Raw genomic sequence first — 12,808 nt, 5'->3', positions numbered from 1 at the left:
TCAACCCGTCCGGGCGCGCTGCGTTTCATTTGTATAATCCACCGTTTGCTTTCCGGCACCCACTTTCATGCTCAGTTTCGCGCTAGGTTTCATCGTTTCATTGTTGATCACGCTCGTGATCGTGCGATACGCGCATCTGCATGAAACGTTTGCGGACTCGGATCTGGCCGGCGTGCAGAAATTCCATGTGCGCCCGGTGCCGCGCATCGGGGGAACGGGAATTCTTGCCGGACTGATCGCGTCGGCGATCCAGCTTTACGGCGCCTACCCGGGTGTGTCGGCGGGCATTTTGGGCATCGTCGCGTGCGGCATGCCGGCATTTGCATCCGGTCTCATCGAAGACCTGACGAAAAAGGTGTCGCCTCTGGCACGCCTGATCTGCACGATGATCGCTGCCGCCCTCGCCTATTTCGTGCTGGGCATTGCCGTCACGCGCATCAGCGTGCCGCCGCTCGATTTTCTGTTGTCCTACGCGGCCATTTCCTGCGCCGTCACGGTGCTGGCCGTCGCCGCGCTGGCAAACGCGATCAATATCATCGACGGCTTCAACGGCCTCGCATCGATGGTCGCGTTCATGATGTTCGCCTCAATGGCCTATGTCGCGTTCCAGGTCCATGATCCCATTGTGTTGTCGGCGTCGCTCATCATGATGGGCGCGGTGATGGGTTTCTTCATCTGGAACTTCCCTGCGGGCCTGATCTTTCTCGGCGACGGCGGCGCGTATTTCATCGGCTTCATGCTCGGCGAACTGTCGATCATGCTCGTGATGCGCAACCGCGATGTGTCGGCGTGGTATCCCGTGCTGCTCTTCATGTACCCGATCTTCGAGACGTGCTTCTCGATCTACCGGAAGAAATTCATTCGTGGCATGTCGCCTGGGATTCCCGACGGCGTACATCTGCACATGCTCGTCTACAAGCGGTTGATGCGATGGGCCGTCGGGGCGCGTACGGCGCGCGAGTTGACGCGGCGCAATTCGCTGACGTCGCCGTATCTCTGGCTGCTATGCCTGATCGCCGTGGTGCCCGCGACGCTGTTCTGGCGGCATACGCTGCATCTGTTCTGCTTCGTCGTGGTGTTTGCGCTGACGTATGTGTGGCTCTACGTGAGCATCGTGCGGTTCAAGGCGCCGCGGTGGCTGGTGGTAAGGAAGGGACGGCATTCGTGATGCCGTCGTCAATGGCAAACACGCGCCATTCGTGACGGACGGTTCGAACCAGTCTCTACGGCAACAGACATGAAAAAAGGCGCCTGGGCGCCTTTTTTCGTTACATGGAAGCCCGTTTGCCAACTGGCGGCGGCACGCTGCGCAGCGGCGGTGCGGCCAGCGTCGGCTGATATTCGCCGACCCAGCGACGCAGATCGCGCCGCACCTCGTCGTCGGTCAGCACGCGATGTTGCATCAGCCACGGCAGCAGTTCGTCGAGCAGATTGTCGGGCACCTCGCGCGCCTGCGCGATGCGCAGTTTCGGATGCGGCGTGCGCGTGGTCGTTTCGTCGTCGGCGAGCAATTCTTCATACAGCTTCTCGCCGGGACGCAGTCCTGTGAACTCGATACGGATCTGCTCTTCGGTGAAGCCATAGAGCCGGATCAGATCGCGCGCCAGATCGACGATCTTCATCGGCTCGCCCATGTCGAGAATGAAGATTTCGCCGCCGTGACCCATGCTCGACGCCTGCAACACCAATTGCGATGCTTCGGGAATCGTCATGAAAAAGCGCGTGATTTCCGGGTGCGTGACCGTGACGGGACCGCCCTTCGCAATCTGCTGCTGGAACTTCGGAATCACGCTGCCCGCGCTGCCGAGCACGTTGCCGAAGCGCACTGTCTCGAACTGCGTGCGTGCGCTCGTCTGCTGCAGCGCCTGGCAGGCCATTTCGGCCAGACGCTTGGTCGCGCCCATCACGTTGGTGGGATTGACCGCCTTGTCGGTCGAAATCAGCACGAAGCGCCTCACGTCGTGGCGAATCGCGGCGCGCGCCACCCGGTACGTCCCGAGCACGTTGTTGCGCACGGCTTGCCAGGCGTTCTGCTCCTCCATCAGCGGCACGTGCTTGTAAGCGGCCGCATGGTAGACGATGTGCGGCGTAAAGCGCGCCATCACCTGATCGAGCAGCAAGGAATCTTTGGCGTCACCGATCACGGGCACGATCGACAGCCCCGGAAAGCGTTCGTGCAGTTCTTCCACGAGCCGGTACATCGCGTATTCGGAGATATCGAAAGCGATCAGTTGCGCGGGCTCGAAACGCAGGATCTGACGGCACAATTCGGAGCCGATCGAGCCGCCCGCGCCCGTCACCATCACGACACGCGCATGCAGCAGCGCTTCGACGTGCGGCGTGTCGATATGCACCGGCTCGCGGCCGAGCAGATCTTCGAGGTCGATGTGACGCACGCGCGACAGCGACGCCTGGCCTTCGCCGACGTCCGTCAGCGCCGGCAGCACCATCGCCCGCACGCCGGCACGCACGCACAGCGTGGCCGCGCGGCGCTGCTGCTCGACGGGCGCCGACGGAATCGCGATGATCGCGTACTCGGTCTTCATCGCCTCGGCGATCTCCGGCAGCTTGCTGATCGGGCCGAGCACCTTGTAGCCGTAGATCTCGCGGCCCTGCTTCGACTCGTCGTCGTCGAGCAGGCCGATCAGCCGCCATTCGCTCGAGCGCGACAGCTCGCGCGCGAGCATCGCGCCCGCCGTACCCGCGCCGATCACGATGACCGGCTTGCCTTGCGCGACCAGCCCGCCATACAGATAGAACTCCTTGCCGGCGCGATAGAGCGCGCGCGAGCCGCCCATCGCGAGAAACAGCAGCAGCGGCGAGACGAGCAGCACCGAGCGCGGCACGATCGGCACGGGCTGGATCATCACGGCGAGAATCATCGACAGCAGCGCGCCCGTCGCGACGGCCTTCGAAATGCGCATCAGGTCCGGCAGACTCGCAAACACCCACAGGCCGCGATACAGCCCGAAGATGCGAAACATCATCCCGTAGACGGGCAGCACCCACATGAGCGCGCGCAGTGCGCCTTCGCGGAACTCGACGGGCACGACGCCGTTGAAGCGGATCACATAGGCGACGAGCCACACGGTCGCGACCGCGGCAAGGTCGAAAAGGAAAGCGCTGAAGGATAGCCAGCTGGCTTTGGTTCTGAACATCAGCGTCATACCTCGGATTGTTCGGACAGTGTTGACTGGAACCGGCGCCAGCGCAGATCGATGAACCTTCCGATCACGATCAGCATGACAGCCCATCCGGCGACAAGGGTCCATTGGGCGACCATGGAACGGCCGAGCGCAAACAGAGCAAGACCTATACCGACGACCATCACTGCGTACCACGCCCACGCAGTGCCTGCGTGGCCGACTCCCGAGCGCACCATGCGCTGATAGTAGTGCTCGCGATGCGCTTGCCAAAACTTTTCGCCGCGCGCGAGGCGTCGCGCGAGTGTCACCGACGCATCGCCGATGAACGGCGCAAATACCAGCGCCGGAAACCACACGGGCCACGCGCCGCCGCGCCACCCCCAGTAACCGAGCGCGCCCGCCAGATAGCCCAGCGGTATCGATCCCGCATCGCCTAGGAAGATCCGCGCAGGATGAAAATTGAAGAACAGAAAGCCCAGCGACGCGCCCGCGATCGCGACGCAAGCCAGCCCCAGCTCGGGCATCGGGTTGCTGCCCGACAAGGCGGCAATTGCGTAACCCGAGAAACCGAACAGCGCCATGCCGCCCGCGAGACCGTCCGCCCCATCCATGAAATTGTAAAGATTGACCAGCCATATCATCAAGAAGACGAGCACGCAGAGCAGCCACCAGGGCGCATCGGCGGGAAACAGCGCGACGAATGCGGCCACGGCGAGCAGATGCGCGGCAAACCGCACGCGCGCAGGCAATCCGCGGCGGTCGTCGACTTGCGAGACGGCCGCGAGGAACGCCGCCGCCAGCGCGGCGAACCATAGCGACGGCGCGACGAGCAGCATCGCCACCACGGTCACGGGCACGATGCCCCAGCCGCCGACGCGCGGCGTCGGCCGCACGTGCAGCGAGCGGTCGTTCGGAATGTCGGTGGCGAGGCGCCAGGCGAGGCCTGTTTTCAATAGCGTGTGCAGGATGGCCGCGCACACGCCGACGGCCAGGACGCCCACGACGGGCACCGTGCTCCACATCACCATCAATGAGGATTTCATTTTTATTTGTGGGTTGAATGGATCGAACGATACCAGTCGGCGGTCGCCGACAGGCCTTCGTCGGTCGAAAACGGCGGCTGCCATCCGAGCGTTTGGCGGATATGCGACGTGTCGACCTGCAAATTGCCGATCAGCCGGTCGACCTGCGCCGAGCGTCCCGTCAGGCGCCCGACCGTCCGCAGCCAGCTGGCGGGGACGGGCAGCATCCGCGACGGCTTGCCAAGATGCCGGGCGAGCGAGCGCACCAGTTCCGCGACGGTGGGCGCGACGCCGTCCGCGACATGGAAACACTGGCGCGACGCGCGCGGATCGGTCACGCAGTGAACCAGCGCATCGGCCAGATTGCGCACATACACCATGCTGCGGCGCGCCTCGACGGCACCGAGCGGCAGCGGCACGCCGCGCCAGACGGCGTCCATCAGGCGCAGGAAATTGGCGCGCACGCCGGGTCCGTACACCAGCGGCGGCCGGACGATCACGATGTCGAGCCCGGATTCGTCGCCCAGGCGCACGAGCGCCTCTTCGGCGGCCCGCTTCGAGCGGCCGTACGCATCTTCGGGCTGGGCGCGATTGTCTTCGCGAAGCGGCTGCCCATTGTCCTGCTCCGCGACCGCCTTGATGCTGCTCACGAACACGAATCGCCGCACGCCATGCTGCCGCGCAGCCGCCGCGAGGCGCAGCGTGCCGTCGACATTGGTCGCGCGAAACGCGGCGTCGGGGTCGGGCGTGTCGTCGTTCATCACGTGCACGCGTGCCGCGAGATGAACGACGCAATCGGCATCGAGGCTGGCGGGCCAGGCGTTCATCGCGTTGACGTAGTCCGCGCCCGGCTCGACCCACTCCGTCACGCCGTCGATACAGCCTCCCGGCCGGCGTACAAGACCCGTCACGCGATGCCCGGCGTCGATCAGCGCGCGGCACAACGCACGCCCGACAAAGCCGTTCGCCCCGCTCACGATCACATGACTCATAGCCACTTCCAGCCGAAGCGGTTGAAGAACTTGAACGCCGATGCGGCGAACATGCGGATGTGCGCGGAGCCCTTGCGCGCGGCGCCGCCGCCGTGGTGAAGCACGCGCACGCTCGGCGCATAGACGACGCGCGCCACTTCGTGCGTACGCAGGCTCAGGTCGTAGTCCTCGAAGTAGAGGAAATAGCGCGGATCGAAGCCCGCGAGTCTTTTTAGCACGTTCGTTCGAAACAGCATGAAGCAGCCGCTGACGATGGGCGGGTCCCAGACGATATCGCGCTCGTTGATTACATCGCGCATTTCATATGCAGCCAGCCGGATCGAAAACAGGCGACGGATACGATGCGGCAGGAACCCTCTGATCAGCAAGTCGAGCAAGGTCGGATAGCGGCGGCACAAATACTGGAGACGCCCGTTCTCGTCGCCGATGCGCGGCGTCAGTAGTCCGGCTTCAAGATGACGGTCGAAGAAATCGCAGGCATGCACCAGGGCTTCGCGATCGAGATCGATATCCGGATTCAGCACGAGATGGAACCGGCTCGCGGCACGCCCGATTGCCAGATTGTGGCCGCGCCCGTATCCCACGTTGCCGTGTCCGCTGATGATCGACAGACGGACGCCGCTTAGCCGCAGTGGCTCAAGATCGATGGCAACGTCGGACAGACCGCCGTTATCGACGATAAAGAGTTCGGCGATCATGTCCGGCCTGCCGGCGCGAAGCGCATCGACGGCTGCCCGCAGGCTGTCCAATGTCAGTTGCAGCTGCGTCGGATCGGGGCGATAGACGACCACGGATACCGAAATAGCGTTGGTTTCTGCGGAAGGCGCGCTGGAAGCGTTCATGTAGAAGGCAGCGTGCCTGATAGCGACACTGTGAAGTTGAAAGGGCCAGAAGCGCCAAACTTATCGGGATTTTTAGGACTCGGCAACCGCAGCGGCCGACTGCCGACATTTCGATTTGTGGCCGTTTCGCATTATAAAACAACGGCGTGTCTATTCGAGGCGATATGCACTGGCGATACAGGGCCAATCACCAACTGGCCCGACACCATGCAGTTGTCGGCGAGATGGCGATTTTCTTGAATTGAGCCATTTGTTACAGATGCAAATAATCGTTTCAAGAACCGGCTTTGCAGGCTTTTACGTCTGGCGATAGTCGTTATGCCAAGCGCGATTTGTTGGGACTAAATGACGTCCGGACCCGCTTCATAATGTGCTCGACCGCCGGTTAAACCGACGGGCCAGGGTGGTCTTCGTACGCCGTTTGTGAGAACATTCGGCGCATTCATATATCGGGAAGTGACATGCTGACTGGACGCAAATACCTGGTGACTGGAGCGGGCGGATTTATTGGCAGCCACCTCGTCGAAGCCCTTGTGCGCGAGGGTGCCGACGTGACGGCGATGATCAAGTACGGTTCGTCCGCAAGCTGGGGCAATCTTGACTTCCTTTCCGACGACGTCAAAGGTCAGTTCCGCGTCATTGCCGGCAATATCGACGACGGCGACTTCGTCCACCACGCAGTGGAAGGCATGGACGTGGTCTGCCATCTCGCTGCGCTGATCGCCATTCCCTACTCGTATGTCGCTCCGCGCAGCTACGTGCGCACGAACGTCGAAGGTACGCTCAATGTGGTCGAAGCGGCGCGGCGCCTTTCCGTGGGCCGCGTGGTGCATACGAGCACGTCGGAGGTCTACGGCACGGCGATGCGGGTGCCCATCGACGAAACGCATCCGCTGCAAGGGCAGTCGCCGTATTCGGCATCCAAGATCGGCGCCGACAAGATCGCTGAGAGCTACTACCGCTCGTTCAACACCGGCGTGGTGACGCTGCGCCCGTTCAATACGTTTGGCCCGCGGCAATCCGCACGCGCGTTCATCCCGACCATCATCGCGCAAGCTGCGACGCAAGACGAAATCCGTCTCGGCTCGCTGACCCCGGAACGCGACATGACGTTCGTGACGGATACCGTCGCTGGCTTCATCGCCGCGTCCACGACGCCCGGAATCGAAGGCGAAACCATCAACCTCGGCACGGGCTCGACCTATACGATCGGACATTTCGCAGAACGCATCCTCAGCCTGATGGGCGCCAGCGACAAGCCGATCGTCCAGGAAGCGGCACGCATGCGCCCGGAAAAGAGCGAAGTTCTCAAGCTGGTGTCAGACAATTCGCGCGCCGCCCAGTTGATGGGATGGACGCCTCGCGTCAGCCTCGACGACGGTCTCATGCAGTCCATCGAGTTCGTGAAGAAGAACATCCATCTGTATCGCCCGAACGTGTACACGGTATAAGCCGTTCGCACCTGTTCATCTGGAGTCACTTATGAAAGCTGTGATCATGGCCGGCGGCAAGGGCACCCGCCTCCAGCCGTATACCGCTTTGTTCCCGAAGCCGTTGATGCCGCTCGGCGACATGCCCGTTCTTGAATTGCTGCTGCATCAACTGCGCAAGGCCGGCATCACGGAAGTGTTCCTGGCCGTGAATCACCTGCATCATCTGATTCGCGCGTTCTGCGGCGATGGTTCGCGCTTTGGCCTCAAGCTCGATTACAGCCTCGAAGACAGTCCGCTCGGCACGGCAGGCCCGTTGGGCGGCCTGCTCGACAGGCTCGATGGCGATTTCATCGTCACCAACGGCGATCTGCTGACAACGCTCGACCTTCGCAAGCTGATCGACGATCACAGCGCGCAAAACGCGGCTGCGTCCATCAGCGTGTATGAGCGCGAAGTGAAGATCGACTTCGGTCTGGTGCAGACGGACGCCGAGATGCGGCTCACGGGCTACCTCGAAAAACCCGTGTCGCGACATCTCGTGAGCATGGGTCTGTACGTGCTCAACCGCGATGCGATCGCTCCGCACGTCAAGCTCGACACGTATCTGGACATGCCCGATCTCATGAAGGCATTGATTGCCGAAGGGAAGACGGTGCACTGCCACCGGCAGCCCGATAGCTTCTGGCTGGACATCGGCCGTCCGGACGATTACGCCACGGCGCAACAACTGTTCGCCGAGAAGCGTGAACTGTTCCTTCCCGCCTGAGCGATGCGCGTACTCGTTACAGGCGCGAGCGGCTTTGTCGGCAATTGCGTTGTCGATCAACTGACGGAACGCGGCGCAGAAGTTGTAACCGTCGGTCGATATGCACGGGCGGCGGACGCATCGCACAGGGCCATTGGCGGCCATCACGTGCTTCACCGCCCGGACGATGCCGCCGAAGTGAAAGCGCTGGTGACTGAGATCGCCCCTCAATGCATCATTCACCTCGCTGGTTCGTCGTCGGCACCGTCAATCGCGGACCTGTATCGCGTTAATACGATTTTTGCGGCAAACCTGCTGGAAGCAGCAGCCGTGGTCAGGCCGAATCCGCATGTTTTGCTGGTGGGTAGCGCAGCTGAGTATGGGCCTGTGCCCGACGCAGATCTGCCCGTCATAGAAACGTTTCCCTGCCGGCCGAACACGGCTTACGGGATCACCAAGCTCGCGCAGACGCTGCATGGTCTCAATGCGGCGGCAACCGGATTGCCCGTGACCATCGCTCGCGTATTCAATCCGATCGGACCGGGCATGTCCACTTCGCTCGCGCTCGGTAGCTTTGCCGATCAGATTGCCCGTCTATCGTCGACGGGGGGAAGAACATTGAATACAGGCGATCTGGATGTCGAGCGAGACTTTATTGATGTCCGCGAAGCAGGCCGCCTCCTTGTCGAACTCGCGTTGAGTGCCGTAGGTCAAGGAGGAATCGTCAACGTGTGCACGGGCGTCGGATCGCAATTGCTGGACCTTACCCGACGACTGATTGCCTGCTCCGGGACTCCCATACAACTCCGCTATGAAAGCAGCCGCACAGGGAACAGCAACGTACGGCGGTTTGTAGGATCAACAGCAAAACTCAAGTCGCTGGGACTGTCCGTCGCTCGCCCCGACTTCGACACGCTTTTGCCGGCCATGCTGGCGCGGGCGCAGTCGGACGCCACGAATTCCGGCGCACAACCCACAGCAGCAAGCTAAGGCTTCGCTCCGCTGAGCTACTCGTTCGTTTGTTTCGCGCTTGGCACGCTGCTCGCGTGATATTGCCGCGAAACAGTGCCTTTTCAAGCGCTTTTGACGCCCAGGTTAATGATGGCATTGCCGACTAATCCGGAATTTTCGTGCAACGGCTGCGGACGCCGCGAATTCACGCCAATGGCGGTTCGTGCAGATGGTGTCAACATCATTCAGTGCGTACATTGCGGACTTGGCGTTGTCGAATCCATTCCCGATAACCTCGCGGCATTTTACGGCGACAACTACTACGTCAATGGCGGCGAACGCGGTTACGCGGATTACCGATTCGCCGCCGAGCATGGAACCGGCTGGGCCGCGCAATTGATCAAGTTGCTTCGCGACGACGGCACGATTCTGGATATCGGATGTGCGGACGGATATCTGCTGAACCACGTTGGCGAAGGCTTTCAGCGCTTTGGTATTGAAGTCAACGCTGAAATGGCGCAGCGGGCTCGAGGTTCCGGCATCACGATTGTCGGCAACGATCTATTTGCGCCGGAAATCCGCCATCAGTATCGCGGCCATTTCGATGTCGTTTCGGCCATTGCAGTATTCGAGCATCTGAATGATTTCCGTGCGGGCTTCGAGGTTGCGGTAGACCTCCTGAAGGACGACGGCATCCTCCTCTTCGAAGTCCCTGTTATGTCCGAACAGGGCAGCAATCAAGCCTGGCTGAACAGCTCTTTCGAACATATCTACTATCCAACGGAAACGTCTATCCGATACATCGTGGAGGAGCGGCTGAATCATCATCTCGTCGGCGCAGAACTCGTCGTCAAAGACTATGCGTCGACTTATGCAGGCGCGATAACGAAGTCAGCGGAAGGCGCGAAGAAATTTGAAGCTGTGTTTTCGAGGCTACTCGATGCAGACGATGTGTCCTTGTCAAAGAACGAAAGACTCGCGCGTTTGCATCTTCGCTTGATGCATATGGCTCAGTCTTCCGAAGCGTCGGTATACGATCTCAACACGCTTCCAAGCGAGCAACTATCCGAGCCGATAGTGGCACGCATTGTCCAGTTGTGGACGTTTGATTTGCAACGATTGAAGGCCAGGAAAAAGGAATTGAACGAACTCACGCAAGAACGCGACACCCTCCAGGAACTGGCAGACCGATGGGAGAAGTCCTGGCGCCAAAAGTCGGAGCAACTCGCCACCGAAACGGGAAGATTGTCTTCGCTGCTGGAAGTCGCGCGGCGCGATGGAAAATTGAACGCCGCAAAGGCAACTCACGCAATCGCCGTTGAAATGGAACGCTATGCTGCTCTCGAAGCGAAGGCCAGCGAAGCATACGTACGCGCGGCCAACGCAGACGCGAGGGTCGCAGAAGCGCAAGGCAGATATGTAGCTGCAGAACAGGAGTTGGCTGCCATTCGAACCAGCGTCCTGTGGCGAGCGATACAACCACTTCATCGGCTGGGCAGACGTTACCCCTCTATATCACGACGACTGCGGCAAGCGGCCAGGCTGACATGGTGGGCGATGCAATTTAAACTCGGCGTCAACCTTCGAGAGGTGCGACGTCGTCGGGCGGAGTTCGCCGCGGTTCTTGAAGCCGAACGCCACAGCGCCCAGGAGGCAGCGCGGATCGCCGACGCGAGGCTGTTGCCCGTCGCGGGAATGGACGCGGAAATGGAGTATGGGCTCGATAAAGCCCTATGGCCGGACGATCGCCCGCTCGTGAGCATCATCGTCCCATGCTTCAACTACGGACATCTCGTCGCTGACGCAATCGAATCGGTGATGGCCCAAACGTTCCAGGACTTTGAAGTTATCGTCGTGGAAGGTGGCTCGAATTCGATCGAATCCCGCAAGAATTTCGCCGCTCTAATTGAGCGCGTGCCGTCGCGGGTCCGCGTGCTGCTGCAGGACAAGCCCTATCGTGCAGGCGCGAATCGCAATTACGGTATCAGCCACGCACGAGGCAAGTATGTGTGTTGCCTTGACGCAGACGACAGATTGGACCCGACCTATCTCGAGAAGGCTGTCTTTATGCTCGAGCACTACGGCTACGATGTCGTCGGCCCGAGCCTCAAATTTTTCGGCAATCGCGACGAGGTCTGGGTGCCTCATGAACAACCCGATCTCGACATGCTCGTCAAAGGCAATCATGTGCTCACTTGCTCGCTGTTCCGTCGCGAGCTTTGGCGCCAGGCGGGCGGCTATCGCGACTCTGATCCGTCGGCCGGTCATATTCACGAAGACTGGCTGTTCTGGGTACGGCTGGCGGCGCTTGGCGCCCGTTTCGCAAACATGCGCGACCCGCTGTTTTTCTATCGCAGCCATGGAAACACACTCAGCAACAGCGATGCAGTGCTTGGCAACGACGTGCAGGCTGAGAAAATCTGCGAATTCAATGCGGATGTTCTGACGCCGGATGCATTCAGGCTGGGGCGGCGCCGTGCTGCGATGGAGATTCGTACGCCGAATCCACTGCGTAACATGTTGCGCAGTGGGGATGACATAGCAAAGCGCGACACGCGCACCCTGATGCTGGCAGTTCCCTATCTGATTCTGGGCGGCGCGGAGCGTTTGCTTAGCGCTATCGTTGCGCATCTGGCGTCGCATGGGTGGCGAGTCGTCATTGTGAGCACCGTGCATAGCGACGCTTCGAATGGCGACACCACCGAATGGTTCCGGCAGACCACAAACGAAATCTTCCACCTTCCGCGCTTTCTCCGTCAGGACAGATGGAGGGATTTCGTGGATTACCTGTTCGCCAGCCGGAACATTTCGGTGCTGTGGGTAGTGGGAAGCGCCTTCATGTACGACTGCTTGCCGGCATTGAAGCACACATATAAGCATCTCAAGATTGTGGATCTGCTGTTCAACACGGTAGGGCACGTCGGCAACAACCGTCGCTACGCAGATTACATCGATCTGAACCTTGTCGAAAACACGGAAGTTCAGCAGTGGCTGATCGACGCCGGAGAATCGCCCGACCGAATTCGCCTCATCGAGAGTGGAGTCGATCTGGACGTCAATTCACCCGGTGAGAAAAACCCGGCCCTGCTCACTCAACACGGAATTCCGTCGGGACGGCTGATTGTCGGATTTTCCGGTCGCTGGTCGGAAGAGAAGGATCCGCTCGGCTTTGTGGAAATCGCCAAAAGGGTTCCGTCGCATGTGCGCGTCACATTTGTCATTACAGGCGCAGGTCCGCTCGACGGCGCGCTTCGCGCTGCCGTCCAAGAAGCATCGTTCCCGCGTGGGAGATTCATCATCTGCGGTTCCGTGCCCGAACTTGCACCTTACTTGCGTCTGTATGATCTGCTGCTGTTGCCATCCCGCATCGATGGGCGGCCGAACGTCGTGATGGAGGCGCTAGCCAACGGGACGCCTGTAATCGCATCGCGCGTCGGGGCACTGCCCGACCTGCTCCAAGACGGCCAGCAAGGCTATCTCTGCGAACCGGGCGACTATGATGAATTTGCGCGAAGAATCGTGGAAATGGCCGCGGAGCCTGCGAAGCTGGCAACCTTCAAAGAAAGCGCCAGGAAGATCGCGGAGCGGCGATTTAACCGTCAGGCGATGTTAAACAGGTATGCCGAGTCAATTGAGCAACTCGTCGAGCGAAGCTGACTGACTTGGCGCATGCGCAA

9 protein-coding genes are annotated in these 12,808 nt (G+C 60.8%); 5 read left to right on the top strand and 4 right to left on the bottom strand.

The window, feature by feature from the left end:
• Positions 1-67 precede the first annotated feature (67 nt).
• Positions 68-1,168 carry an MraY family glycosyltransferase gene (locus H3V53_RS06655; RefSeq protein ID WP_336597289.1) on the top strand — a complete coding sequence of 367 codons (1,101 nt, stop codon included), beginning with the start codon at positions 68-70 and terminating at the stop codon, positions 1,166-1,168.
• A 100-nt stretch (positions 1,169-1,268) separates the two neighbouring features.
• On the opposite strand, the gene H3V53_RS06650 is transcribed toward H3V53_RS06655, so the two are convergent.
• Genes H3V53_RS06650 through H3V53_RS06635 form a run of 4 tightly spaced genes read right to left on the bottom strand, consistent with a single transcriptional unit; the run spans position 1,269 to position 6,002 of the window.
• Positions 1,269-3,158 carry a polysaccharide biosynthesis protein gene (locus H3V53_RS06650; RefSeq protein WP_336597288.1) on the bottom strand — a complete coding sequence of 630 codons (1,890 nt, stop codon included), beginning with the start codon at positions 3,156-3,158 and terminating at the stop codon, positions 1,269-1,271.
• Between the two features lie 5 nt (positions 3,159-3,163).
• A complete protein-coding gene (locus H3V53_RS06645) occupies positions 3,164-4,195 on the bottom strand; it encodes an MraY family glycosyltransferase (protein ID WP_336597371.1) in 1,032 nt (343 codons plus the stop codon).
• The gene (locus tag H3V53_RS06640) at positions 4,192-5,160 is read right to left on the bottom strand and encodes a UDP-glucose 4-epimerase family protein (protein WP_336597287.1); all 969 of its coding nucleotides are present in this window, start codon (positions 5,158-5,160) and stop codon (positions 4,192-4,194) included. Before H3V53_RS06640 ends, H3V53_RS06645 begins: the two co-directional genes overlap by 4 nt.
• Positions 5,157-6,002, bottom strand: a complete 846-nt coding sequence (locus H3V53_RS06635; RefSeq protein ID WP_336597286.1) for a glycosyltransferase family protein — start codon at positions 6,000-6,002, stop codon at positions 5,157-5,159. Before H3V53_RS06635 ends, H3V53_RS06640 begins: the two co-directional genes overlap by 4 nt.
• Before the next feature lie 461 nt (positions 6,003-6,463).
• Between H3V53_RS06635 and H3V53_RS06630 the strand changes: the two genes are divergently transcribed.
• From H3V53_RS06630 to H3V53_RS06615, 4 genes are all read left to right on the top strand, one after another.
• Entirely contained in the window at positions 6,464-7,453 is a 990-nt protein-coding gene (locus tag H3V53_RS06630) for a GDP-mannose 4,6-dehydratase (RefSeq protein WP_336597285.1), read from the top strand.
• A 31-nt stretch (positions 7,454-7,484) separates the two neighbouring features.
• Positions 7,485-8,201: a sugar phosphate nucleotidyltransferase gene (locus H3V53_RS06625; RefSeq protein ID WP_336597284.1), complete on the top strand. Its 717-nt coding sequence runs from the start codon at positions 7,485-7,487 to the stop codon at positions 8,199-8,201.
• Positions 8,202-8,204: 3 nt separating this feature from the next.
• Positions 8,205-9,170 carry an NAD-dependent epimerase/dehydratase family protein gene (locus tag H3V53_RS06620; protein WP_336597283.1) on the top strand — a complete coding sequence of 322 codons (966 nt, stop codon included), beginning with the start codon at positions 8,205-8,207 and terminating at the stop codon, positions 9,168-9,170.
• A gap of 108 nt (positions 9,171-9,278) precedes the next feature.
• Complete coding sequence (locus H3V53_RS06615) at positions 9,279-12,788, top strand: glycosyltransferase (protein WP_336597282.1); 3,510 nt, start codon at positions 9,279-9,281, stop codon at positions 12,786-12,788.
• Positions 12,789-12,808: the final 20 nt, after the last annotated feature.

The organism is Paraburkholderia bengalensis (assembly GCF_037126505.1).
Taxonomy (GTDB): domain Bacteria; phylum Pseudomonadota; class Gammaproteobacteria; order Burkholderiales; family Burkholderiaceae; genus Paraburkholderia; species Paraburkholderia bengalensis.
Note: the sequence above shows the minus strand (reverse complement) of the source record. Positions and strands in the feature narration are given on the sequence as shown.